At 54.3% G+C, this 22473-nt stretch carries 25 protein-coding genes, 1 tRNA gene and 1 other RNA gene; 17 read left to right on the top strand and 10 right to left on the bottom strand.

Annotated features, from left to right (window positions below; translation table 11 throughout):
- Positions 1 to 79: 79 nt before the first annotated feature.
- The gene (locus tag IDM48_RS09815) at positions 80 to 469 is read left to right on the top strand and encodes an LLM class flavin-dependent oxidoreductase (protein WP_190617171.1); all 390 of its coding nucleotides are present in this window, start codon (positions 80 to 82) and stop codon (positions 467 to 469) included.
- Between the two features lie 219 nt (positions 470 to 688).
- On the opposite strand, the gene IDM48_RS09820 is transcribed toward IDM48_RS09815, so the two are convergent.
- Positions 689 to 1108, bottom strand: a complete 420-nt coding sequence (locus IDM48_RS09820) for an organic hydroperoxide resistance protein (protein ID WP_190617173.1) — start codon at positions 1106 to 1108, stop codon at positions 689 to 691.
- Between the two features lie 77 nt (positions 1109 to 1185).
- Between IDM48_RS09820 and IDM48_RS09825 the strand changes: the two genes are divergently transcribed.
- From IDM48_RS09825 to IDM48_RS09840, 4 genes are all read left to right on the top strand, one after another.
- Entirely contained in the window at positions 1186 to 1623 is a 438-nt protein-coding gene (locus IDM48_RS09825) for a MarR family winged helix-turn-helix transcriptional regulator (RefSeq protein ID WP_190617175.1), read from the top strand.
- 206 nt (positions 1624 to 1829) lie between these two features.
- Positions 1830 to 2333 carry a TetR/AcrR family transcriptional regulator gene (locus tag IDM48_RS09830; RefSeq protein ID WP_238397969.1) on the top strand — a complete coding sequence of 168 codons (504 nt, stop codon included), beginning with the start codon at positions 1830 to 1832 and terminating at the stop codon, positions 2331 to 2333.
- 153 nt (positions 2334 to 2486) lie between these two features.
- Complete coding sequence (locus IDM48_RS09835; protein WP_190617179.1) at positions 2487 to 2807, top strand: NmrA family NAD(P)-binding protein; 321 nt, start codon at positions 2487 to 2489, stop codon at positions 2805 to 2807.
- Entirely contained in the window at positions 2789 to 3055 is a 267-nt protein-coding gene (locus IDM48_RS09840) for a hypothetical protein (RefSeq protein ID WP_190617181.1), read from the top strand. The genes IDM48_RS09835 and IDM48_RS09840 overlap by 19 nt, the downstream gene beginning before the upstream one ends.
- Before the next feature lie 159 nt (positions 3056 to 3214).
- On the opposite strand, the gene IDM48_RS09845 is transcribed toward IDM48_RS09840, so the two are convergent.
- Positions 3215 to 3302: transfer RNA gene (locus IDM48_RS09845), tRNA-Ser, on the bottom strand.
- A 223-nt stretch (positions 3303 to 3525) separates the two neighbouring features.
- Here IDM48_RS09845 and hchA point away from each other — a divergent pair.
- The 5 genes from hchA to IDM48_RS09870 all read left to right on the top strand — a co-directional run bounded on the left by hchA (position 3526) and on the right by IDM48_RS09870 (position 9373).
- A complete protein-coding gene (gene hchA, locus IDM48_RS09850; RefSeq protein ID WP_238397971.1) occupies positions 3526 to 4377 on the top strand; it encodes a glyoxalase III HchA in 852 nt (283 codons plus the stop codon).
- Between the two features lie 60 nt (positions 4378 to 4437).
- Positions 4438 to 4532: signal recognition particle sRNA small type (ffs, locus tag IDM48_RS09855), an RNA gene on the top strand.
- A 101-nt stretch (positions 4533 to 4633) separates the two neighbouring features.
- Positions 4634 to 7663, top strand: coding sequence for a DNA polymerase III subunit gamma and tau (locus tag IDM48_RS09860; RefSeq protein ID WP_190617184.1), 3030 nt, complete (start codon positions 4634 to 4636; stop codon positions 7661 to 7663).
- Positions 7664 to 7706: 43 nt separating this feature from the next.
- Positions 7707 to 8840 carry a recombination mediator RecR gene (recR, locus tag IDM48_RS09865; RefSeq protein WP_190617186.1) on the top strand — a complete coding sequence of 378 codons (1134 nt, stop codon included), beginning with the start codon at positions 7707 to 7709 and terminating at the stop codon, positions 8838 to 8840.
- Between the two features lie 35 nt (positions 8841 to 8875).
- Positions 8876 to 9373 carry a DUF805 domain-containing protein gene (locus tag IDM48_RS09870; protein WP_190617187.1) on the top strand — a complete coding sequence of 166 codons (498 nt, stop codon included), beginning with the start codon at positions 8876 to 8878 and terminating at the stop codon, positions 9371 to 9373.
- Positions 9374 to 9400: 27 nt separating this feature from the next.
- On the opposite strand, the gene IDM48_RS09875 is transcribed toward IDM48_RS09870, so the two are convergent.
- Together IDM48_RS09875 and IDM48_RS09880 are read right to left on the bottom strand one after the other, a co-directional pair.
- On the bottom strand, positions 9401 to 9823 hold the full coding sequence (locus IDM48_RS09875) for a DUF1801 domain-containing protein (RefSeq protein ID WP_190617189.1): 423 nt from the start codon (positions 9821 to 9823) through the stop codon (positions 9401 to 9403).
- Positions 9824 to 9854: 31 nt separating this feature from the next.
- On the bottom strand, positions 9855 to 10346 hold the full coding sequence (locus tag IDM48_RS09880) for a DUF2087 domain-containing protein (protein WP_190617191.1): 492 nt from the start codon (positions 10344 to 10346) through the stop codon (positions 9855 to 9857).
- 103 nt (positions 10347 to 10449) lie between these two features.
- Between IDM48_RS09880 and IDM48_RS09885 the strand changes: the two genes are divergently transcribed.
- Positions 10450 to 10614, top strand: coding sequence for a hypothetical protein (locus IDM48_RS09885; protein ID WP_202939873.1), 165 nt, complete (start codon positions 10450 to 10452; stop codon positions 10612 to 10614).
- Positions 10615 to 10631: 17 nt separating this feature from the next.
- On the opposite strand, the gene IDM48_RS09890 is transcribed toward IDM48_RS09885, so the two are convergent.
- Positions 10632 to 11531 (bottom strand): DUF559 domain-containing protein, encoded by a 900-nt coding sequence (locus tag IDM48_RS09890; RefSeq protein ID WP_190617195.1) that lies wholly within the window; start codon positions 11529 to 11531, stop codon positions 10632 to 10634.
- Positions 11532 to 11823: 292 nt separating this feature from the next.
- Between IDM48_RS09890 and IDM48_RS09895 the strand changes: the two genes are divergently transcribed.
- Both IDM48_RS09895 and IDM48_RS09900 read left to right on the top strand, forming a co-directional pair.
- Positions 11824 to 13119, top strand: a complete 1296-nt coding sequence (locus IDM48_RS09895) for an aspartate kinase (protein WP_190617197.1) — start codon at positions 11824 to 11826, stop codon at positions 13117 to 13119.
- A gap of 98 nt (positions 13120 to 13217) precedes the next feature.
- Positions 13218 to 14198: a 3-methyladenine DNA glycosylase gene (locus IDM48_RS09900; protein WP_238397972.1), complete on the top strand. Its 981-nt coding sequence runs from the start codon at positions 13218 to 13220 to the stop codon at positions 14196 to 14198.
- Here the strand turns inward: IDM48_RS09900 and IDM48_RS09905 are convergent.
- Positions 14195 to 14821, bottom strand: a complete 627-nt coding sequence (locus IDM48_RS09905) for a DUF4126 domain-containing protein (protein WP_190617199.1) — start codon at positions 14819 to 14821, stop codon at positions 14195 to 14197. The two genes, IDM48_RS09900 and IDM48_RS09905, sit on opposite strands and share 4 nt — an antisense overlap.
- Before the next feature lie 77 nt (positions 14822 to 14898).
- Here IDM48_RS09905 and IDM48_RS09910 point away from each other — a divergent pair, with 77 nt between their 5' ends.
- The 4 genes from IDM48_RS09910 (at position 14899) to purL (ending at position 18661) form a co-directional block, all read left to right on the top strand.
- Complete coding sequence (locus IDM48_RS09910; protein WP_190617201.1) at positions 14899 to 15135, top strand: helix-turn-helix domain-containing protein; 237 nt, start codon at positions 14899 to 14901, stop codon at positions 15133 to 15135.
- Between the two features lie 117 nt (positions 15136 to 15252).
- The gene (gene purS, locus IDM48_RS09915) at positions 15253 to 15504 is read left to right on the top strand and encodes a phosphoribosylformylglycinamidine synthase subunit PurS (RefSeq protein WP_145175326.1); all 252 of its coding nucleotides are present in this window, start codon (positions 15253 to 15255) and stop codon (positions 15502 to 15504) included.
- Between the two features lie 3 nt (positions 15505 to 15507).
- The gene (gene purQ / locus IDM48_RS09920) at positions 15508 to 16305 is read left to right on the top strand and encodes a phosphoribosylformylglycinamidine synthase subunit PurQ (RefSeq protein WP_068168545.1); all 798 of its coding nucleotides are present in this window, start codon (positions 15508 to 15510) and stop codon (positions 16303 to 16305) included.
- 37 nt (positions 16306 to 16342) lie between these two features.
- Complete coding sequence (gene purL / locus IDM48_RS09925; protein WP_190617203.1) at positions 16343 to 18661, top strand: phosphoribosylformylglycinamidine synthase subunit PurL; 2319 nt, start codon at positions 16343 to 16345, stop codon at positions 18659 to 18661.
- A 128-nt stretch (positions 18662 to 18789) separates the two neighbouring features.
- Here purL and IDM48_RS09930 read toward each other — a convergent pair whose 3' ends face one another.
- The 4 genes from IDM48_RS09930 to IDM48_RS09945 form a co-directional block, all read right to left on the bottom strand.
- Positions 18790 to 19593 carry a hypothetical protein gene (locus tag IDM48_RS09930; protein WP_190617206.1) on the bottom strand — a complete coding sequence of 268 codons (804 nt, stop codon included), beginning with the start codon at positions 19591 to 19593 and terminating at the stop codon, positions 18790 to 18792.
- Positions 19594 to 19680: 87 nt separating this feature from the next.
- Positions 19681 to 20184, bottom strand: a complete 504-nt coding sequence (locus tag IDM48_RS09935; RefSeq protein ID WP_190617208.1) for an asparaginase domain-containing protein — start codon at positions 20182 to 20184, stop codon at positions 19681 to 19683.
- A 70-nt stretch (positions 20185 to 20254) separates the two neighbouring features.
- Positions 20255 to 20800 carry a CE1759 family FMN reductase gene (locus IDM48_RS09940; RefSeq protein ID WP_190617211.1) on the bottom strand — a complete coding sequence of 182 codons (546 nt, stop codon included), beginning with the start codon at positions 20798 to 20800 and terminating at the stop codon, positions 20255 to 20257.
- 50 nt (positions 20801 to 20850) lie between these two features.
- A complete protein-coding gene (locus IDM48_RS09945; protein WP_202939916.1) occupies positions 20851 to 22245 on the bottom strand; it encodes a DASS family sodium-coupled anion symporter in 1395 nt (464 codons plus the stop codon).
- Positions 22246 to 22473 lie beyond the last annotated feature (228 nt).

The following is a 22473-nucleotide window of genomic DNA, read 5'->3' on the forward strand; positions in this document are numbered from 1 at the left end:
ATATATTAACAAAAGTAAACGGAAACCATCTCCACCTGAAAGAAAATCGCATGTCAGATGAAAAAAGATGATTATCGGTATGGCAAATTTTTCCGCCGCTGGATCTCAAGCCCTTGCCTGGCGAGATTCCGAGTCTCATTCGAGTAGCTACCCTGATTTTGAGGGATACGCACACTCCGCCCAATTAACCGAGAAAGGAAAATTCCATTTTCTCTTCCTGGGCAACTTCCCCGGCATGTTGCCGGATAATAATGCGGAACCACCTTCGATGACTCCTGATCCGGTGGTGACTATTGCCGCCATGGCAGCAAAGACCTCACATATCGGCTTTGCAGCAACAATTGCCAGCGAATGGCACGAACCCTTTAACGTTGCTCGGCAATTCAAAGCCCTCGATTCTTACACAGCAGGTCGCACGGCGCTCAATGCCGTAACTGGTTCAAATCCGCAAGCAGCGGCATTGGGTTGATCAAAGATATTCCTACTGTTGCCGCTTTGGTTGAACGCCTCTTTGAGGATACGACGCTCTAAACCCATGAGGGTATGCGCGGGGTGAATTTACTCCCAGAATATAAGCACCAATGTTCTTCACCCGTGAAGAACATTGGTGCTTATTCTTGTAACAGATTTATAGTATGAGCCTAAAAACACTCCCTACTATAAATAGAATTTGAGCAAAAGGAATCCTTTAGTCGTCTGTAACAGTTACGGTAACAGGGATGTTATTGCGGGTAGCGTTGGAGTAGGGGCAAACCTGATGAGCTGCATCAGCTAGTTCTTGAGCTTCCGATGCGTCCATTTCCGGAATCACCACTTCAAGCTCTACCGCAAGACCAAACCCCTCCCCCTGCTTGCCAATAGAAACTTTTGCACCTACAGAAGATCCTTCGATATTTTTCTTCTGGGTGCGAGCTATCATTTGCAAAGCAGAGTGGAAGCATGCGGCGTAACCAGCTGCGAACAGTTGCTCAGGGTTGTTTCCCTTACCACTCCCTCCCATTTCTTTGGGGACAGCGAGATTTGCTTCGAAGGTTCCATCACTCGTACGAACGTATCCATTTCGACCTTCACCAGTAGCTAGTGCTTCGGTGGTGTAGAGAGTTTCCATGATTTTTCTCCTTATCCTAAACAATAAATCTTATATAGATTGTACACAATTTAATAGCGCAATATATAGTTAAGATTATGGCTTCACAAACTTCTCTTGCTCTAGATAATCAGTTATGTTTTTCGCTGTACCGCGCGCAACGTCTAGTCACCCGCACCTACCATCAGCTGCTTCAAGAACTTCATCTCACCTACCCCCAGTATCTGGTTATGCTGGCGCTCTGGGAAGAAGGAGGCGAACTGGGAATGAAGGAACTGGCAACCCGACTTGAACTTGATTCTGGAACCTTAACCCCTCTCATTAAGAGACTCATCGCCTTGAATCTTCTACAAAAAGAACGGTCTGCAGAGGATGAAAGAAGGACGATTCTTCGCTTAACTGAAGCTGGACACTCTTTGCACCATAGGGCTGAACAGGTACCCGAACAATTGCACGCCCTATGTACAGGTGAAGGGGTTAACCTGCCCGTCTTAAAAAGCGAGTTGGATTCTTTGGCGCGTAGACTAAGCTCATAAAAATACTCCATAGCTTCCGAGGAAAGAGTACAGGAGCCCATCTACAGGGGAGGGAAGGTAATCTAATTCCTATGCCCCACATTCAAAGTTCTGACCGTCAGAGGCCAGCAGGGACTTCTGGACCTGCTCGCGATGTAGCCCTCAATAGGCGTATTCTTGACGCGGTACTCGACCTCTTGGAAAAACAAGGTTACAGCGCCTTTAGCATGAATCAAGTGGCAGCTCATGCGGGAGTGGCTAAATCAACTATTTACCGGCGATGGGTGTCTAAAGAAGACCTTGTAGCTGATGCTCTTGAAGGGATCATACTCCCGAAAGCGTCCGAAGAAGAAGTCAGACCAACAAATCTGCGGGATGACTTGGTGGTTTCATTAATTCACAGTTCTGGTTGCCTGCAACGTACCGATCATCGTTTTGTTCGATTGTTTTCTGGTGTTAATTCTGCTGCCCCAGAGGTGGGCAAGGCTATTACGGGAAGATATATTGCCCATCAGTATGAGGCTTTGAAAAATTGCTTACTTTTAGCCTGCGGCAGAGGTGAACTATCTGCAGCGAAGACGGCTGATTTGTTATCCCCAGATGATCTTAAACTTGCGGCTATCGTTTCTCTTTTAATCGCTCAAGATGATGTATTGGGGAAAACTCTCGATGAAAAAGGAATTGCTCAACTCGTGGATGGGGTGTGCCTGCCGCTAATGACGCAAGGGTAACTGAGAGTAGAAGGTTAAGCCCTGGACTTATAGACAAAAAATACTTGCATTCCTAACCCGATACCGATAGTCTCTAGTTTCAATAAGAATACTTCACAGCAGTACCTCATAACTGAGAAAATACAAAAAATCCTGGTAACAGGGGCAACCGGCATGCAAGGAGGCGCTGTAGCCCGAGCACTATTAGCTCACGGGCTTGAAGTAACCGCGTTCGTTCGCAACAGCGAATCTGGTCCCGCCCAAGAACTTAAAGCACTAGGCGCGAAACTTGCTATGGGAACCATGGATGATATGCAGTCCCTCGAAGCTGCCACCGCTGGACAAGATGTAGTATTCTCTATGCAACCATCGGGCACTGCCCCTGGTGCAGAAAGTGAACAGGCACATAACATCGCCAGCGCCGCCCACAAGAACGGTGTGAAACAGATTATTCATACCTTTGTATCTGCAACAGGTTGGCGGGAGATGCCCTGACTTATCAAGAAATCGCTGAGATTATTACTGAAATTACGGGCAAGAAGATTGAAGCAGTACAGGCTAGCTTAAAAGAAGTCGAGGAAAGTATCGGTGAGCCTTTCGGCGCAGCATCGGCCGAAGGGTACCGCTGGAACGACATGGTTAACTACCCTGCCACCCCTGCACATTTAGCCAAATTTGGCCTGAGCACTGCCAGCTTCCGCCAATGGACGCTAAGGCAGGACTGGTCAACACTGGTTGACTAAGTGTTGGTGAAGAACAAATACCCTTCATAAAGAGCAAAGCGCCTTACGAAAGTAAGACGCTTTGCTCTTTTGTCAGCTACCCCTGGAAGCACAGGAACCCGTTTTAAACTTAAACAAAAAACCGCTTTCCCTATTTGATAAGAAAAAACGGTTTTTCACTGGCGGAGGATGGGGGATTTGAACCCCCGAGGGCGTGAACCCAACACGCGTTCCAGGCGTGCGCCATAGGCCGCTAGGCGAATCCTCCAGGCTGTTTGCTTAGTTATAAAAATAACTTCACGAAAGCGAACAGATACGAGCTTACCCTATCTTTTGGCGTCCTGGCAATTCGTCCGTGAGTGAGGGAATACAGGGTTCGTCACACTTATGCTCCTTTTCCAGCTGCTTTTCAGTATGAATCCTTAAAATGGTGAATGACCTCAGATATAAGAGGTATAGATAATTTTCTCCTCAAGAAAGAAGAACTCACCGTGAGTAATCAAGAACTAACCAAGAATCCCACTGCCGACCCCGCAGAGGACAACGCATTCTTCCCCTCCCCCTATTCTTTGAGCCAGTACACCGCCAGCAAAACCGACTTTGATGAGGTTCTGCGCTCCAATGGGGAAGGCAGGGGGAAGAAAGTTCTCGTTATTGCGACCGAAGAGCGGTACATGCTAATGCAGAACGACACTATGTTCTCCACTGGCAACCACCCGGTAGAAACCCTGCTTCCCCTACATCACGTGCACGAAGCCGGTTTCGAAATTGAGATTGCCACGTTGACCGGTGCACCCGCAAAGTTCGAGTGGTGGGCGTTCCCCAGCGAGGACGCCGCCGTCGTCCCTACCTGGGAAGCTTTGAAAGAGCAGTTCAAGGCACCAGCACGTCTGTCGGATATTGCTGCGAACCTTAACGGTTCAAGTGATTATGCAGCGGTCTTCATTCCCGGCGGTCACGGCGCCATGCTGACCATCCCCGAATCTGCTGACGTCCAGAAAGTTTTGGACTGGGCTATGGAAGAAGACAAGCTCATCGTGTCTCTGTGCCACGGCCCGGCAGCCTTCCTTGCCGGTTCTATCAACCGCGAAAAATCACCGTTCGCTGGTTTCAAGGTGTGCGCCTTCCCCGATTCACTAGATGCCGGAGCGAACATCGAAATCGGCTACCTGCCCGGCAAAATGCCCTGGGCTTTGGGCGAGGCCATGAAGGCTGCTGGTATCGAAATCGTAAATGATGACATGACAGGTGCCGTCCACCGCGACCGCAACGTACTCACCGGCGATAGCCCACTGGCGTCCAATGAGCTGGGTAAGCAGATGGTGCAGGCATTGCTGGACTAGCCCCATGAACAGGTAGCGGACAGCCATTTGTCAGAAAACTGTCTCTCCTGTAAACTCTTATATGCCCCTTACGTGGCATCATCTTGGAAAACTCCCCCAGGGCCGGAAGGCAGCAAGGGTATCTGAGCTCTGATGGGTGCGTAAGGGGTCTTTTTGTATCTTCTCGCCCTGTGTGAAAAATGCTTATCTTGTCAGTGGTAATCAGTAAACTGAACTCAGATTCTTTATCCGCCACACGAACGTATAGGGTTGAGCTGTGAGTACCGCACTTTATCGCCGTTACCGTCCGGAAACGTTTGCCGAGGTCATCGGCCAAGAACACGTCACCGAACCTCTCATGACCGCGCTTCAAAACAATCGTGTGAACCACGCGTATCTGTTTTCTGGTCCTCGCGGGTGTGGAAAGACAACCTCCGCCCGAATCCTCGCACGTTGCCTTAACTGCGCCGAGGGTCCCACTCCTACACCCTGCGGCGTCTGCGATTCATGCGTTGAGCTGGCTCGGGACGGCAGTGGGTCGCTGGACGTGATTGAGATGGACGCCGCTTCCCACGGCGGTGTGGATCATGCTCGTGATTTGCGCGAGCGCGCAACATTCGCCCCGGTCCGTGACCGCTACAAAATTTTCATCATTGATGAGGCACACATGGTCACCCGTGAGGGTTTCAACGCGTTGCTGAAAATTGTGGAAGAACCACCGGAGCATATTAAGTTTATTTTTGCGACGACCGAGCCCAACAAGGTGTTGGGAACCATCCGTTCGCGTACCCACCATTATCCCTTCCGCCTTGTTCCGCCGGAAACCCTGCATGACTATCTGGCGAAACTCTGCGAAGAAGAGGGAGTCAAGGTTGAGGACGGCGTGCTGCAGCTCGTAGTGCGCGCCGGTGGCGGTTCGGTGCGTGACTCGCTGTCGACTCTCGACCAACTCATGGCTGGCTCAGGTGAAGAGGGTATTACTTACGATCTTGCCGTTGCGCTGTTAGGGTTCACTCACGCTGAGCTTCTAGATGAAGTAGTCATCGCGTTCGCAACCGGTAACGCTGCCGATGTATTCACAGCCGTTGACCGCGTGATTCAAACAGGGCAGGATCCCCGCCGTTTCGTCGAGGACTTGCTGGAGCGATTCCGCGATTTAATTATTGTTCAGGCTGTTCCTGAAGCTGCTGAGTCCATTTTGCACGGCATGAGCGCCGATCAGATTGGGCGTTTGCGGTCTCAGGCCTCCGCATTTGGTGCAGCAGAGCTTTCGCGCGCTGCGGATGTAACTAATGCTGGATTGAATGAGATGTCCGGTGCGACGTCGCCGCAGCTCCACCTGGAGCTATTGTGCGCTCGAATTCTTTTACCCGCCTCAGATAAAACAGTGGGCGGAGTGGGTGCGCGTCTAGATCGTCTAGAACGACGCGTGGCGAACGGAGATATCCCGGCACCTACTCAAGCGCCTGCACAGGCACCCGTTCAGGTGGCCTCTGCACCGGTTGCACCCCAGCAGCAAGCCCCGTCGAACGTGGCTTCTCCTCAGGCACAGGCACAGGGCAACTCTGCGTCGTCCCCTGCCCCTGCACCCGAACAAATGAAAACCGCGCCTCTGGCCAATCTACGCAAAAAGCAGGAAGCCTCAGCACCTGCGCCGGTATCTGCATCGACTCCCCAAAACCGAGCGCCCCAGAATACTGTGGCAGCGGCTCGCAACGCCTGGTCTGAGATTGTTGACCATGTGCAGTCCCCTGCCGCACGCGAGGGATTCAGCAAGTGCGAGCCCTCAAAATTTGAAAACGGGGCACTGTATATCCGCGCTAATATCCAGACGTTGCGCCAGGTCAAAGACTTCATTCCGCAGCTCAAGACTGCTCTACGGGAGGTCATTCAGCTCGACGCCGACGTCCACGCTGAAGTAGCCAAATCAGGCGCCCCTGCACCAAGACAGCAAAATAACACTCCCCCGCTGCAACGTCCGTCCAGCGCCGGCGGCAACAGCAACAGCAATGGTTCTAGCAATAGTTGGGGCAATCGAAACCAACCACAAAATCCCGCTCCTTCGCAGGGGCAGCCTCAGAATTCTCAGCCAGAAATAGCTGAGGGACCACGCGGCGGGGAGGAAGCGTGGCGCGCCCACGGGCAGCCTCGCTCTACCGAGGCGCCTCAGTGGAGCACCGAAGATTGGAACAATCCAGTTACCGATTGGGCAGTTGCTTCAATTCCTTCTGAACAGCCCTCGGAAGAGGAAAATCACTCTCAGCCCCGCCGTTCTGAGATGAACACGGCGAATTCGATGAGCGCGAATACGCAGCCGCATCCGGGTAACGAATCCGGGCCACAGTTGCGCGTCATCGACGGCGAAGGCAACGAGAATGCCAACCGCTCAAGAGTGAACCATCCGTCGTCGGGCATGTGGCAGCGCCCCGATATTGCTGCTGCTCCCACTCCTGACGACGTAGATGAAGGCGTGGCAGCACCCGTCGACACCACCGATGCTGCTAGCTCTGAACAATCAGCTGCTGATCCCGTCACCCAGGGAGAAGAAACTGCTGAGGAATCGGGAGAATCGTCTCCGCTGGCGGCTACCCCGGATGAGTCGCAGGGAGAGGACAACGCTCGTTACACGGAGGAGCCTGATACTCGACCTGCAAACACCGGAATTGCCGACGGCACCGCAGAGGCAGCCCCAGCAGAAGATTCAATGATTCCTGACCCTCCTCAGGCAGATCAGAACGAACCAAATTCTGAAACTTCTGCCGCTGGCACCAAGGCAAATGCGCAGTCCGGCGCATCAGCCGGCGCGGAGGATGAGAATTCAGACCCAAAAGAACTAACTGAGCGCACCAGCTCACGGCAGATTGCCGATGAATACGGCAATTATGAGGGAGGACATTTTGATGATGCCCCCGCAGAAGAACCTGAATACGTTGCCGGGGTGGGTTATGTAAAGAATGAGGCACCCTCGGGGGTCTTGCCCCCTCTGGCTCCCCAAGCTGGGCAACGGCAAGCTGATTCCGCTCCTCCTGCCCGAAAAGTAGAGGAGAGTCCTCAGCCCAGTGCTGAGTCCACGCCAACCCAAAAGACCGGCGGGTTCCGCGAGCGCTTCGCCGCCCAATTAGCTGAGGGGCATCGCGCCAGTGAGAACGCTTCAGCTCCTTCGGTTGCTCGGGGCTCTCAGGAACCAGAGGACTTCTCCATTTCCGAGGAAGACGAAGCGCTGGAAACTTCAGTCTTGATTGGTCAGCGAGCGGTAGAAAAAGTACTTGGTGGTGTGGTGATTGAAGAACGCCCCCACGGTGCCTAACCCGTTAGTGTGCTTGATAAACCTGTGTGATTAGGAGAAACGAATGTACGATGCTGCAGTACAAAACCTCATTGATGAGCTAGGGCGCTTGCCCGGGGTGGGGCCGAAATCTGCGCAGCGTATCGCTTTCTACATTCTGAATGCAGATAGCTCGGAGATGGAGAAACTTACCTCAGCTATCAGCACGGTCAAACGCACGGTGAGCTTCTGCGAGGTGTGCGGTAACGTTTCGGAGACTAAGCTCTGCTCGATTTGCCGCGACGAGCGTCGGGATCCTTCGGCTATTTGTGTGGTGGAGGAATCTAAGGACGTCGTAGCGGTGGAGCGCACCCGCTCATTTTCCGGTCGCTACCATGTGCTGGGTGGGGCGATTAATCCTTTAGCTGGTTTTGGTCCTGAGCAGTTGCGCATCCGCGAGCTGGTGGCGCGACTCTCTGATGAGCGTATCCAAGAAATTATTTTGGCGATGGACCCGAACCTCGAAGGTGAGGCTACTGCCACTTATCTTTCGCGGCTACTGGTGCCTTTGGGTATTCGAGTCTCACGCCTTGCCTCCGGTCTGCCGGTCGGTGGCGATTTGGAATACGCCGACGAAATCACCCTCGGACGTGCGCTGGAAGGTCGTCGTATTATCTCCGAGGGCAACCGCACGGTAGAGAATCACGCCGTAGAAAAGTTTGAAGAAGCGGTGGAGGAAGAAGCGAAAGAACGCGCAACCGCCGCAGCAGAGCAAGCGGCGGTACAAGAACCCATCAAACGCTGGTCTGGATCAATGTTTGATGACCTCGAAGACACAGAGACCACCCCCGGTCCCGACGTCGTCGCGCCTACTAAGTTGGTGCTCGAAAGTGAAACCGAACAGGGCAACTTGGTAGAGCAGGGCACGCTAAATGAGCCTTTACTGGAACAAGAGCTTGAAAAGCAGAGCGCAGAGAATCCGCAGTCTCATGAGCAAACTGGGGAACCAAAAATTCCCGGCGACCTCTCGGCTGAAGAGTCTGAGGCAGAGAAAACGTACTCCGCTGAGCATCGGGAGGTAGCGCCGTCGGATGCCGATGCCAAGCGCCGCGCGTCCTACGAAGAAAAACTTGAGGAGCTCAAGAAGACGCCTCTACGTACACCTAAGCCGAACGTTCCGCCTATTCCAGGAGCAACGTACGTTAACCCCTGGGGTTAGAACGAGCCAGACCCTACTATGTGACGAGGAGAATCATGAAACACCATCTGTTATCCGAAGCACCCATCCACGGCATTTCACCGCTAGCGGCAGTGGAGCGCGGTCTACGTAAGACTTTCCGGTACTCGGGGCGTGCATCAAAAAGTGAGTATTGGTGGGCCGCAACTGCCTATTTTGTTGCGACTGTTCCGTTTGTCGTGCGCGATGTTTATGCCCAGCGTCGTAAGCAGGTAGCCGAAAAAGCTCGCCAGGAGAATGCAGCCGATGAGGAGCTTGCAGAAATCTTTGGCGCTGAAGAAATGCAGCTAGATTACGCGGCCGTGGATTCGTCTACAGGTTATAAGCCCTCGCCGCTGACTTGGGTTGTGGGAGGTCTTTTCACCATTCCGCTGGTGAGCCTGAAGGTTCGTCGTCTGCACGATTCCAGCATCAGCGGCAAGTGGCTACCGCTCATTGATTTTTTCCCCGCGAGCGCCTACTTCTACTCGCGTAATTCACGAGTTGCAGGCGCCCGCTTCGATAAAAGCCGCTAGTGCTCACCGTTATGAGGGTTGTTTACTCTACCACTGGTCGGGGAAAGTCATTGCGATGGCAATGAGCTGGCGCAGTACGTTGAGGTCGATGTCTTCGAGCTTGTTCACGTAAACACAGCCCATACCTTCGGTGTATTTGCCCAACTGCGGCAGCAGTTCTTTGCCTTCGGGGAGGTCTTTGAGCCCGTACAGCGAGATTTTTGCTTTGCGCGGGGAGAATGCCGTCTTGGGCCAGATGCCTTTGGTGCGTTTATTCGCCGGGGACATGTAGTTGAACTGGCTGAAGCCCACCATCGAGGGGCCCCACATCACGGCCTTCTCGCCGGAGGCTTCGGTGAAAATTTTGAGTAGCTCATGGCCTTCGCGCACACGACGCGCGGTCGCGGCGGTGTCCAGAAATTCTTCAACGGGTTGGTCAGTGGGCAGAGTTTTTTTGGGTAAGTTTTTCACTCATGCCGCCAGTCTAAACGATGGTGCGCTTTCACAAGATGGGCCCCGTCTTACCTACCAAATAATCGGGGAGCCAGTGATTCTCCCAGGCAGGTGCTTCGGGGTGCAGGATGGTTCCCTCCCGCGATTCCAGCTCAGTCGTTAGCCAATAATCCCCTTGAGCGTTCCGTTCAAGGTAACCGTACTCGACCATTTCACGGCGCAGATAGGCAAAGTCGCCCCATAAAGCGCCCAAAATCTGATTCACTTCTTTTTCACGATAAATACGACCGGGCACAAAGAAATTCACCAAGAAAAGCAAAACGTGAGCACGAGGTTTCCGTTTCGACGGCCACGCAGAGAACTTTTCACCCGTGAAAAATCGAGAGACCACCAACCGATGCTCGGCGAGTGCCTCCTCGCGTTGAGCCAGAATTTCCGCCGCTCGTTCTTCCAAGAGAGCGGCGCGCGCGGACGTAAAGTTTTGCCCTGTCTCTTCCATACGGGCACGAACGAGAGCTTTAAAGTTGGGGCGGGAAGTCACGTTGCATCGACTTTCTGTATCCCTAGCCTACGATTCCAGTCGGAAAACGATCATATATACCCGAGAAGTCAGTTCCCTTCGCGCCAAGTTACCGGGTGCTAGGGTGCCGGTAGTTGCGCTGGGCGGTGGGTGCGCCATCGTCGTCTATATTAACCGCAGTGTGGACGCCGCCGCAAGAGCTCGACGCGTGGGCAGGCAGCCGCACGACGCCGCCGGGTCACTAAATTCGCAAAAGTGCACTTATTTGAATGCACTTTCGCTGATTTAGTGACCCGAACCCAGTTATCACAGCCCTAACCCCTCTAACCGCAACTTCAGCTGCCGAGAATTTCTCGTAATATCGCCCCAATCCGCACGAATCACGGTCCACCCCAGTTTCTCCAACTCCCGCTGACGGGCGCGCTCGTTGCGAATTACGTCCCCGGGGTTTCCCAAGTCACCGCTGTATTTATGTTGCCCATCTACCTCCAAAATTAGCTTCTTTTTCCGCCACAGAAAGTCCACGCGGTAGGTATTCCCACCGGCAAAGACAAATTCCCCCTGTTGCTCCGGCAGCTCCATTCCCCACTCATGCAAGAGGTTCCACGTGAGACTTTCTAATGGCGATTCGCACAATAAAGACAACCTGGAAGCAACTTTCACCGCTCGTTCTTGGTGAACACGTCGAGGTTGCAGAAGTACCTCGGCTATCTCATCCGGCGTACATTTACGCTGGTGCAAAAAGTAATTTGCTATAGCAAGCACGCCACCGCTCGACGTCGTCTCTACGCAATCGCTCACGGTGTGCGCCGCGGCGGTCGTCATGAATCCATCAATCGGAGTTGCACTGTCGCATTGTTCAAAACGATTTCTATGTAATCGCAGGCCCGGGCGCGACCGCCCCGATAGCCCCGGTGTAGACACATGCAGTACCGACGGCGTCAGTAATAGTGGTGCACCGTGCCAAAGGGCTGCGGATTCATGGCTCAAAATGGGGCGACGCAGCTGCTTGGCTCGCACGACAAGACGAGCTTTAGGCTGGTCAAAGCGAGTGAGCTGACGGTCGAAACTGCTCAGCATGTAAATACCGTGAGCCATTTTCAGAAGCTCGCCATCGCGCATACCATTTTGGATCTGCTGGAAAGTGAATCCCCGATCGATGAGCTCGGAAAGGGTGAGGATGTTGTTCATAAAATCTTGATTCATTCTTATAGTTTGATGATATTTAATAGCGTTTAGTGGTTTCTTATAAATCTGTGGATAACTTCTTCGCTTCCGCCGGGTCACTAAATCCGTAAAAATGCACTTATTTGAATGCACTTTCGCTGATTTAGTGACCCGAACCCAGGAACGCACCCGTTACATCGCCCCCTCAACAATCCGTAATACGCGTAGCATTTCCACTAAGTGACACACAAATCGCCCCCGGCTACCCGGTTCACGTACTATGAATCCAGCCGGCAATACCGGCACACCTCGATTTTTACTGGAGTTTTCGATGAGCCTGATTGTCCAAAAGTTCGGCGGGTCTTCCGTTTCTGATGCAGACGGCATCAAGCGGGTGGCTCGTCGCGTAGCGGACACATATAGGGCGGGCAACCAGGTTGTTGTAGTGGTCTCTGCAATGGGCGATACCACCGATGACCTGCTCGATCTCGCTGCTGAAGTCAGTTCCAACCCGGGTGCCTCCCGCGAATTGGACATGTTGTTGACCGCTGGTGAGCGCATCTCGATGGCGGCTCTTGCTATGGCAGTCAACGATTTAGGGGTGCAAGCAAAGTCTTTCACTGGCTCCCAAGCAGGCATGATTACCGACGGCATCCACGGTTCAGCGCGTTTGGTTGAAGTGAATCCCGATCGCATTCAGAGAGCGATTGATGAAGGTGATATCGCCGTCATCGCGGGCTTCCAAGGCATGAACCGGCAGACCGGGGACATCACTACCTTGGGTCGCGGCGGTTCTGATACCACCGCCGTCGCGCTTGCTGCCGCCTTGGGTGCGGACGTCTGCGAGATTTATTCGGACGTCGACGGCGTCTTCAGTGCCGACCCGCGCGTGGTCTCTTCAGCCAAGAAACTTGATGTGATTACCAGTGAAGAGATGCTGGAAATGGCTGCCAACGGTTCGAAGATTTTGCATCTGCGTAGCGTGGAGTATGCGCGCCGGTTCAATTTGAAACTTCATGTGCGTTCTTCGTTCTCGCAGCTTGAAGGCACTATCGTTATTCCTGATACCCCCGATGATTTTGTGCCCAATAACTTGAAGGAGATCCCTTTGGAACAACCACTTATTTCTGGTGTGGCTCATGACCGGAGCCAGGCGAAGGTTACTTTGATTGGTGTTCAGGACGTTCCGGGTTCTGCCGCTAAGGTTTTTGGTCTGCTCAATGAGGCGGATATTAACCTGGACATGATTGTTCAGAACGTTTCTACTGACCGCCCGGATGTAACCGATATTACGTTCACTCTTCCGCAGGATCAGGGTGATAAGGCGGTTGCTACGTTGTCATTGGCTAAGGACGATATTGATTTCGCTGAGATTCAGTACACCGATGAGGTGGGTAAGCTTTCCCTCGTTGGCGCCGGCATGAAGGCTAATCCCGGTGTTTCGTTCAAATTCTTTGAGGCTCTCTCTAGCGCGGGAATCAACATTCAGATGATTTCTACCTCGGAAATTCGTATTTCGGTTATCACCGAGTTGGAGAAGCTGGACGACGCCGTGCGCGCCGTTCACACCGCTTTCGATTTGGATACCGAAGGTGAGGCAACCGTTTACGGCGGTACCGGCCGATAAAAAGTTTTCGTTCCCTCCTAGAGCGATGATAGAAAGTGCGCGATTTCTCACGGGGAATCGCGCACTTTTGCGTTCGGGGTGTCCGTAGGATGGTTGGCATGCATGTTTTTCAGGACTCTTTGGCAGCTCCCCTGCGCCCGCTGGAGCGTGAGCAGTGGGAGCCGACGGCGCGTACCCACGAGCGGCGTGCCGGTCGGTTTGCAGATCCTTTTCTGGATAGGCGCAATCGCGGTCAAAAGCATCCTGTAGAGGACTTCCTGTTCACTTATTACACGCTGAAGCCGGGTCAGTTTAAGAAATGGCATCCGGGGGTGGGAGTGATTCTTTTAGACGCCCCCGAGTATGCTGCGCAGAAGTTTTACCGCCCCGCCACTGCCGCTGAACTTGAAGCAGCAGGGGTGGACGCCGCCCGCGCGTCGTCGTTAGAGAAGAGCGGGGAAGCAATGTTGGTAGATGTCGAAGCTTTCTTGGAAAAACGTGGCTCTGCCGTGGAGTTCACCCGTGAAATCCTCGGCAATACTGCCGCGAAGCCGGGGTTCTTTGGGTGCTTTGGCATGCACGAATGGGCGATGGCGTATAAGTCTGAGGAGAACAATATCCGCCACGAGTACCTGCAGTTGCGATTGGGTTCTGAAGGTACGAACCAGGTGGTAGAAAATAACCGAATTCGTTGTTCGCACTTTGATGCTTTCCGCTTTTTTATGCCCCAGGCAATCGATAAGAACGAGCTTCAGCCCACCCGCGAGCAGCAGCGTTTTATGGAGCAGCCCGCTTGTTTACACGCGAATATGGACGTTTATAAATGGGCGTATAAGCTTCTGCCGCTGGTTGATTCTGAGTTGCTCATGGACTGTTTTGAGCTTGCCTGGGAGATTCGCGAACTCGATATGAAGGCAGCTCCTTACGAGTTGCGCGATTGGGGTTATGAACCGATTGAGGTGGAAACCCCTGCAGGCAAAGCAGAGTACGTGAAAATTCAGCGTGGTTTTTCCGAGCGGTCGGTTCAGTTGCGCCGTCGCTTAGTGAAGGTGCTCGACGATGCCCGGACGGCGTCGGGGACTGAGCAGGTTCGCGCCTAGTAGACGTGTACGCGCGTCTTTCGGTCCTTGCGTTCCCTGCGTTTTTTGAGAACCCAGAAGATAGCCAAGACGACCAGCACAAGGAATCCCACCACTAGCACCGGTAAGAAGATAGCGGCAACAACTAGCAGGATGGACGCGCCGTCTTCTGCGGTTGAAACTACAGGTGCAGCGAGACCTGCTGAAGCGGTGTTCAGAATAGGTCTCGCTCCCATTTTGAGCAGGTGAATCACTAGCGCAATCACAATACCTAGAACGATTGAAATCCATGCGCCGGAGTGGGCGTAGGCGGCAGGGTCCGTGACTGTATCGACTCCCCCAACGTTCACGCCGGCAATCTGAGAAACAGCGGTGGAGCCAAAAACGATTCCGCCCGAGGTGGGGCGCACGATGCTCTGAATCATGTCGTTGAATGAATCAATGGCTGGAATTTTATCTGCGACTATTTCAAGCAAAAGCAAGACGCCGAGAATAGCCAAGACCCAGCCGTTAGAAAGCCACGCGTACCCCGGCCCCAGGTCAACCACCGAGGTAAACCGATCGAGCAAACCAACTGCCAGCAAGGGCACATACGCATTCAAACCGGCGGAGGCCGCCAACCCAGTTCCCGTGAGAAAATCCATGCCTTCATCATAGGTGGGTGCGTGGCAAACTCGATAGAGTGGGTATCAACACGCCCTAAAATCAACCAGGAGTAAAGATGTCTGAGCAAGATTCCATGCCTCTCGCAGAAGTTGCCGAGTACCTGGGAGTTTCTGACTACACGGTGCAGTCTTGGGCTGAGGACGGCGGATTAGAGCGCGCCGAAGGCAACCCTTTCTGGTTTACCCGCGAATCAGTTGAGGCTTTGAAGAAAGACCTGATGGGCCGCAAATTGCAGTCCTTTGATTTGCTCAATAAGTTCAGCGAGCACCCCGGTGCTGACGGGCAGGATTAAGCAACATGTCGGGGTGTGTCTGCCTCGGTGAGACCTGTCTAGGTGTGCACTATCAACGTGAGCTAGGATAAGTAACGGCTCACATGTAGTTTCTGCACACCAAGGAGTGCCTGCCAAATGGCCCGTATCGTAGTTGATGTAATGCTCAAGCCCGAAATTCTTGACCCTCAGGGCAAGGCAATCGCAAATGAGCTTCCCAGAATCGGTTTGAATGAGTTCACCGATGTTCGCCAGGGTAAGCGCTTTGAGCTCACCGTAGAGGGCGAAGTAACCGAAGAGTTGCTGGCGCAGGCTCGCAAAGCGGCTGAAGAGTTGCTCTCTAACCCTGTGATTGAAGACGTCGTTAACGTTTCAGCGTTGGAGGACTAATCCATGGCAGAATCACTCTCCGCTACTGAAGTTCCCTTGGTGGGTGACTTCTCTCAGACTCCCTCCAACGATTCCCTCAAAGACGTTCGTGTGGGCGTTATTACATTCCCCGGCACCCTGGATGATCGCGACGCTTCTCGTGCGGTCCGCGCAGCCGGTGGCACCGCCGTCGAGCTTTGGCACGACGACGCCGACTTGAAGAACGTTGACGCAGTCATTATCCCCGGTGGTTTCTCCTACGGTGATTACCTGCGCGCCGGTGCTATCGCCGCTAAAGCTGCTGTGATGAGCAAGGTCATCGATGCCGCTCAGTCTGACAACGCCTTGCCCGTGCTGGGCATCTGCAACGGGTTCCAGATTCTGACCGAATCCCACTTGTTGCCCGGTTCCATGATTAAGAACGATCACCGCAAGTTCATTTGCCGCGATCAGATTCTGCGCATTGACAACAATGAGACTCCCTGGACTTCCGAGTTCGAAAAGGGCCAGGAAATCGTAGTACCGCTCAAGAACCAGGACGGCCAGTACGTTGCCGAGCAAAAAGTTCTGGACGCTCTTGAAGCTGAAAACCGCGTCGTCTTCCGCTATGTGGGTTTCAACCCCAACGGGTCACGGAATGACATCGCGGGCATCACCAATGCGCGCGGTAACGTCGTCGGTCTCATGCCCCACCCCGAGCACGCTATCGAAGCTGGCTTTGGCCCCTCGTCCTCTGGCTTTGGCGATGTTGATTTGCGCGGTGGCGCAGACGGTCTAGGTATTTTCACCTCGGCTCTTCACAACATCATCAACGTAAAGTAACAGCCGCTTTTGGCGATTAAAAGGATTGACTAAACACATGAGTGAAAAGCAGTTCAACCTGGATACCGTTGAGCACGCAGCGGCTACACCAGACACCGAACTTCCCTGGGCTGAACTCGGCCTCAAAGAAAATGAGTTCAACGACGTCGTAGAACTGCTAGGACGCCGCCCCACCGCAGCCGAACTGGCTATGTACTCGGTGATGTGGTCTGAGCACTGCTCCTACAAGTCTTCGAAAATTCATCTCAAGCAGTTTGGCCAGAAGGTCACTGACGAGATGAAGAAAGACCTGATGGTGGGCATGGGCGAGAACGCCGGTGTAACCAACATTGGTAATGGCTGGGCTGTTACCTTTAAGATTGAATCGCACAACCACCCCTCCTACGTTGAGCCTTATCAGGGTGCAGCAACAGGCGTGGGCGGTATTGTTCGTGACATTATTTCGATGGGTGCACGCCCGGTAGCTGTGATGGATCCGCTGCGTTTTGGCGCTATCGATCACCCTGATACCGCGCGTGTGGTTCCCGGGGTTGTCTCCGGCGTGGGCGGCTACGGCAACTCGCTGGGTCTGCCTAACATTGGTGGTGAAGTTGAATTCGACGAATGCTACCAGGCAAATCCGCTAGTCAACGCACTGGCTGTTGGCATTATGCGCCACGAAGACATTCGCTTGGCGAATGCTTCAGGTGTGGGCAACAAGGTGATTTTGTTCGGTGCTCGCACTGGCGGCGACGGCATTGGCGGCGCCTCGGTTCTGGCGTCTGAGTCATTCGATGACACCAAGCCCTCTAAGCGCCCTGCTGTTCAGGTGGGCGACCCCTTCGCCGAGAAGGTCCTCATTGAGTGCTGCCTCGAACTCTTCAAGGGTTCAGTGGTTGAGGGCATCCAGGATTTGGGTGCAGCGGGTATTTCCTGCGCGACCTCCGAGTTGGCATCCAACGGTGAAGGCGGCATGCATGTTGACCTCACCAAGGTACTGCTACGCGACCCCACCCTGACTCCCGGCGAGATTCTGATGTCAGAGTCCCAGGAGCGCATGATGGCGGTTGTTACCCCTGAGAAACTCGCTACCTTCGAAGAAATCATGAAGAAGTGGGATGTCGAATACTCCGTTCTGGGTGAAGTAACCGACACCGGCCGCCTCATTATTGAGTGGGACGGCGAGGTCATCGTTGATGTTGACCCCAAGACTGTAGCTCACGACGGCCCCACCTACGAGCGCCCCTACTCTCGCCCCGAGTGGCAGGACGACGTCCAGGCTAACCACTTCACCGGTTCTGACGCCGACGACGCGCGACCCGAGGGCGCTGAGCTTGCCAAGGCGATTTGCGACTTCATGGCGTCCCCGAATCTCTGCGATAAGTCCTGGGTGACCAACCAGTACGACCGCTACGTTCAGGGCAACACCGCGTTGTCTCAGCCCGATGATTCCGGCGTGATTCGCGTGGATGAAGAAACCGGTGCCGGAGTGGCATTGGCTACTGATGCGTCTCCTCGATACACCTACCTGGATCCCTACGAGGGCGCCCGCGCGTCCTTGGCTGAGGCATACCGCAACGTTTCTACCGTGGGCGCACGCCCCGTAGCTGTTTCTGACTGCCTGAACTTCGGTTCCCCCGAAGATCCCGATGTCATGTGGCAGTTCGTTGAGGCTGTTCGCGGTATCGCAGACGGTTGTATGGAACTGGGCGTTCCCGTCACCGGCGGTAACGTTTCGCTCTACAACCAGACCGGTGGCAAGGCAATCAACCCCACCCCGGTTGTGGCAATGATGGGCGTGATGGACGACGTCACCCGCCGCACCCCCTCAGGTTGGCAGAAGACCCACGACGGCCAGGCAATCTACCTGCTCGGCACCACCGCCGACGAATTGGACGGCTCCGAATGGGCACGGTTCAAGGGTCACCTGGGCGGTTTACCTCCTAAGGTTGATCTGGCAGTTGAGAAGGAACTGGGCGACATTTTGGTCAATCTGTCTCGCGACGGCATGATCGATTCAGCTCACGACGTTTCCTCCGGTGGCCTCATCGCTGCTCTTTCTGAGGCATGCTTGCGCTTCAACGTGGGCGCTCGCATTGGCTTGGGCGAGGTTGCGGAGCGCGACGGCGTCGACACCTTCACCCTGCTCTTCTCAGAGTCGATGGGTCGTGTGGTCGTTTCTGTTCCTCGCTCCGAAGAGGTTCGTTTCAAGGATATGTGCACCGCCCGCAACTTCCCCTTCGCCCGCATCGGTGTTGTGGACGCGGAGTCCGGCGAGTTGGCTATTCAGGGCGAGACCACCGTGAAGCTCGACGAGTTACGCGCCGCTTGGTCTGCCACTATGCCGGATCGTTTCGGCGAGGTAGCGCAGGGTTAGTTGCTCAGAACTAACTGCTAGTCAAAGTGGCGTTCTGAGGTGCATTTTTACACCTCAGAACGCCACTTTGACTGTGTTTTAGGTTTTAGCTTTCAGGCACAGCGTGCCCGCAGAACCTCCGCCGTCATTTAGCGGTACTGGTTGAAAGCAAGCCACTGCTTGCGCTCACGCATCTTACGGAAGAACTCGTTGGAGGGGCGGAGGAACATGTAGACTATCGCGCCGATGCACAGCAGTCCGCTGATGGTCGAAAGGGCGGCAACTCCCATCGGGTAACCGAGTAGACCTGCCATGGGGATAGCAAGGATATTGAAGATGCCGAATGCCATCAGAATGGTCAACACAATGCGCGCCCAGTTAGCGCCGCGCAACATGAAAATGGTGAACATGATGGTTAGTCCAGACTGAATGACAATCCAAATAACAGCAAGCCAGATGCCCCATTGCATGAACCCTTGCAGATCAGATTCAGTCAGTCCGCTACCTTCAAGATCGATAGAATTTATACCTGTCTGTTGCATCAAATCTTCAGGATTCATGAGCTGCATAATGAGCCCAATAATCCCCAGCAGAATCGTGCCGTAGATAAAGTAGCTAGCAATCTTCAAGGTCTTAGGAGTGGCAGGCTTCTCGGGCTCTGCACCGTTGCTGTACCCCATTGCTCCTGCGTAGGACGGCGGCTGGTTAGGCACCGGGTAGCCGTTAGAGTTCTGGGTTCCGTTAGGCTGCCCGTAATTACCCTGCTGGTAATTTCCCTGCTGCCCGTAGTTGCCGGCGTATGAGGACTGTGCGCCGGGGTTCTGAAATCCGGGGTTCTGTGCACCTGAGTTGTGCGGTGCTGAGGTATGGGATCCTGCGTTGTTACCGTTTAGGTTGCCGTAGTTATTGTTATCAGAGCTGGGGATTTGCCCGTAATCGTTCTGGTCGCTCATGTCACTCCTTAGGACGTTCGATGCGTGGTTCTTTGGCCCTCGCGATTTTATGGGGACAAGTTTAATCCTATCGAAGTTCCCTTCGACTTAGCCCTCGAAAATTCCACGTGACCGATCTTTACGCACGGTTTCTGCAGCAAAGATGCGACCGCTCATCGAGATGTAAACGCCCGGTTCCAAAAGGTTGAGGGCGGCGACGGCGGCACCGACGTTGAAGTCGGCGTCCGAGGTTCGCATGATAGCTGGCTGGATGGACCCGCAGAGAACTACAACCTTTTCGCCCAGGTCCGCATTTTGTAGCAGGTAGCGGGCAGTCTCTGGCATGGTGTCTGTGCCGTGGGTAATGAGCACCCGGTCGCCGTCGACTTTATTCAGGGCTTCGGTGAGGACGGCGCGGTCGGCGTCGGTCATGTCTAAGGAGTCGAGTTTGAGGATGGACTGTACGTCGAATTCAACGTCGGTGATAACTCGCGAGAGAATCTCCCGAATCCAGGGCTCACCAATCACCATTTCGGAGTCGAGGTTGTACTCTTTGTCGATGGTTCCACCGGTAGCGAGCACGGTGATGTGGGTGGCGTTGCGGATGGTCATGGTCGTCCTTTATGCAGAGGGTTGGCGGGAAAAGTTTCAGAGTTATCGTACAGCTGCATGGTCGATCCCCCTAGTCGGTAAGTTTTTGCGCCAGAAGGCTTCCCGCTTTTTCGATGCGGGCGCTAATTTTCTGGGCGCGTTTGTCTGAGCCGTTGAGTTCTTCGGTGGTGGCGAAGAGCCGGGAGGGTACGACGTCGGCGTCGAGGTATCCGAACAGCGGTAGTAGAGCGTGGTCCAGTACCAGTGAGTGACGCCCTGTTCCTCCTACTGCGGCGAGAAGTACCGGGGTGCCTACAATGTCGCCGTCTTCGGTGATATCCCAAAAGAGTTTGAAGAGCCCCGAATAGCTGGCTTTGAAGACGGGTGTGATGGCAATCAGCGCATCTGCCGAGCGGACTGCTTCGAGGAGGGCTGCGAGTTCGTCGCCGGCAAAGCCGTCGGAGAGATAGTCTGCGATGTCGTAGGTGAAATTCCCCAGGTGAAAGGTTTGGTGGGTGATTTCGATTCCGGATTGTTGGGCGGCGGTGAGGGTGCAGTCGCGCAGGCGCTCCCCCATCATTGCCGAGGTGGAGTGGCGGGATCCGCCGCCGGTGAGTACCACTAGTTTTTTCGCCATGGTTCAACTCTAACCGGTGGGGCTTTCTTGCACCTCAACGAGTGGGAGGACTAGAGAATGAGCATCATCCAGGGAAGTCCGACTACTGCCCACACCAGTAGATTCACTACCGAGGCGATGAAGCCCACGCGGAACCATTCGCCGGTGGTCACGTATCCCGAACCGTAGATAACCCCTGCGGGGCCCGATGCGTAGTGGGTCAAACCGCCAATGAGGTTGCCGGCAAAACCGAGGATGAGCGCGGCGAGCATAGCGGGGGCGCCTGCGGCTACTGCGGTACCCAAGAAGACCGAGTACATTGCCACAATTTGCGCGGTGTTGGATGCGAAGAAGTAGTGAACGTAGAAGTAGACCAGCACCAGAATCAGCAGGGCGATAGGCCAGGAGAACCCGCCTACTGCTTTCGCTGCGCTGTCACCAATCCAGCCGATAACGCCCAGGTCGTTAAGATGTGTTGCCATGCCCACCAGCACCGAGAAGAAAATCAGGGTTGACCACGCGCCAGCGTTGGCTGCCATATCTTTCCAGGTGAGCACCTTGAACACCAACAAGACGGCGATGCCCAAGAACGCCGCCGAGGTTGCGTCCACCCCAATAGTTGACCCAAGCACCCAGAGCGCCAGCAACAGAATGAAGGTTGCTAACATGACCCATTCACCCCGGCTCATGGGGCCCATTTCTTTAAGCTGAGCGCTGGCTTGGGCAGGAGCGTCGGGCGTTTTTTTGAGGGTGGGTGGGTAGATTTTGCTCATTGCCCAGGGCATCACGATGAGCGCGGCAAGACCGGGTACGAGCGCGGCAAGTGCCCATCCGCCCCAGGTGATATTCGCGCCGTTTTCAGCGGCAAACTTTACGGCGAGGGGGTTGCCCGCCATTGCGGTCACGAACATGGCTGAGGTGATGGTATTGACCTGCACCGACGTCAAGGAAAGATACGATCCGAGCCGTTTGCGCGATTCATCGCTGGTGGGTTCTGACCCATTCACCGTTGCCAAGGATTTGATGATGGGGTAAACCACGCCACCTGCGCGGGCGGTGTTGGACGGCGTTGCCGGTGCCAGAATGAGGTCGGTTATCGCCATACCGTAGGAAAGCCCAAGCGAGGATTTACCCAGGATGCGCACGAACATCAGAGCAATGCGCTTACCCAGGCCGGTGAGAAGAAACCCGTCTGCAATAAAGAACGCGGCAACAATCAGCCAAATCGTGGAGTTACCAAACCCCTGGAGCGCTTCTTCCTTGGCAGTCATCGTGCCGGTAATCATGGCGATTGCAAGCCCGATAATTGCTACCGATGCTGTGGGGAGTGGCTGCAGAATCAGACCGAGGATCGTCCCTACAAAGATAGCCGCCATGTGCATACCGCGTGGGTCCACGCCTTCCGGCGGCGGGATGAAGTAGAGGGCTAGAGTCACGATGACGATGGCGGCAATTTTACCTGCCATTGCGGATCGTGGGTGGTGGCGGGGCGTGAGATCCTTTGCGGGGATCATCAGGCGGGGGCTCATTGCTGGCTTCTCTCGCTACAGAGTGAGGGCGGACGAGCAGAGCTGCGTCCTTCTTTTCACCTCCTATTATTCCACCGTGACGAGGTACTCCCCCAGCGCATTAGCCGTTCTTTTTCTCTCGGGCGCGTGGTGGCGCAGAAAGCCAATGGTTTATGAAACAACATG

Origin of the sequence: Rothia amarae (assembly GCF_014705945.2) — a bacterium.
In the GTDB taxonomy this organism is placed as follows: Bacteria; Actinomycetota; Actinomycetes; order Actinomycetales; family Micrococcaceae; genus Rothia; species Rothia amarae.

What these genes read in the sequence shown, in the direction of transcription:
- IDM48_RS09815 (WP_190617171.1), top strand. Translation starts at nt 80, where the DNA reads ATGGCAAATTTTTCCGCCGCTGGATCTCAAGCCCTTGCCTGGCGAGAT.
- IDM48_RS09820 (WP_190617173.1), bottom strand. Translation starts at nt 1,108, where the DNA reads ATGGAAACTCTCTACACCACCGAAGCACTAGCTACTGGTGAAGGTCGA.
- IDM48_RS09825 (WP_190617175.1), top strand. Translation starts at nt 1,186, where the DNA reads ATGGCTTCACAAACTTCTCTTGCTCTAGATAATCAGTTATGTTTTTCG.
- IDM48_RS09830 (WP_238397969.1), top strand. Translation starts at nt 1,830, where the DNA reads ATGAATCAAGTGGCAGCTCATGCGGGAGTGGCTAAATCAACTATTTAC.
- IDM48_RS09835 (WP_190617179.1), top strand. Translation starts at nt 2,487, where the DNA reads ATGCAAGGAGGCGCTGTAGCCCGAGCACTATTAGCTCACGGGCTTGAA.
- recR (WP_190617186.1), top strand. Translation starts at nt 7,707, where the DNA reads ATGTACGATGCTGCAGTACAAAACCTCATTGATGAGCTAGGGCGCTTG.
- IDM48_RS09870 (WP_190617187.1), top strand. Translation starts at nt 8,876, where the DNA reads ATGAAACACCATCTGTTATCCGAAGCACCCATCCACGGCATTTCACCG.
- IDM48_RS09890 (WP_190617195.1), bottom strand. Translation starts at nt 11,531, where the DNA reads ATGAATCAAGATTTTATGAACAACATCCTCACCCTTTCCGAGCTCATC.
- IDM48_RS09895 (WP_190617197.1), top strand. Translation starts at nt 11,824, where the DNA reads ATGAGCCTGATTGTCCAAAAGTTCGGCGGGTCTTCCGTTTCTGATGCA.
- IDM48_RS09900 (WP_238397972.1), top strand. Translation starts at nt 13,218, where the DNA reads ATGCATGTTTTTCAGGACTCTTTGGCAGCTCCCCTGCGCCCGCTGGAG.
- IDM48_RS09905 (WP_190617199.1), bottom strand. Translation starts at nt 14,821, where the DNA reads ATGGATTTTCTCACGGGAACTGGGTTGGCGGCCTCCGCCGGTTTGAAT.
- IDM48_RS09910 (WP_190617201.1), top strand. Translation starts at nt 14,899, where the DNA reads ATGTCTGAGCAAGATTCCATGCCTCTCGCAGAAGTTGCCGAGTACCTG.
- purS (WP_145175326.1), top strand. Translation starts at nt 15,253, where the DNA reads ATGGCCCGTATCGTAGTTGATGTAATGCTCAAGCCCGAAATTCTTGAC.
- purQ (WP_068168545.1), top strand. Translation starts at nt 15,508, where the DNA reads ATGGCAGAATCACTCTCCGCTACTGAAGTTCCCTTGGTGGGTGACTTC.
- purL (WP_190617203.1), top strand. Translation starts at nt 16,343, where the DNA reads ATGAGTGAAAAGCAGTTCAACCTGGATACCGTTGAGCACGCAGCGGCT.
- IDM48_RS09930 (WP_190617206.1), bottom strand. Translation starts at nt 19,593, where the DNA reads ATGAGCGACCAGAACGATTACGGGCAAATCCCCAGCTCTGATAACAAT.
- IDM48_RS09935 (WP_190617208.1), bottom strand. Translation starts at nt 20,184, where the DNA reads ATGACCATCCGCAACGCCACCCACATCACCGTGCTCGCTACCGGTGGA.
- IDM48_RS09940 (WP_190617211.1), bottom strand. Translation starts at nt 20,800, where the DNA reads ATGGCGAAAAAACTAGTGGTACTCACCGGCGGCGGATCCCGCCACTCC.
- IDM48_RS09945 (WP_202939916.1), bottom strand. Translation starts at nt 22,245, where the DNA reads ATGGCAGGTAAAATTGCCGCCATCGTCATCGTGACTCTAGCCCTCTAC.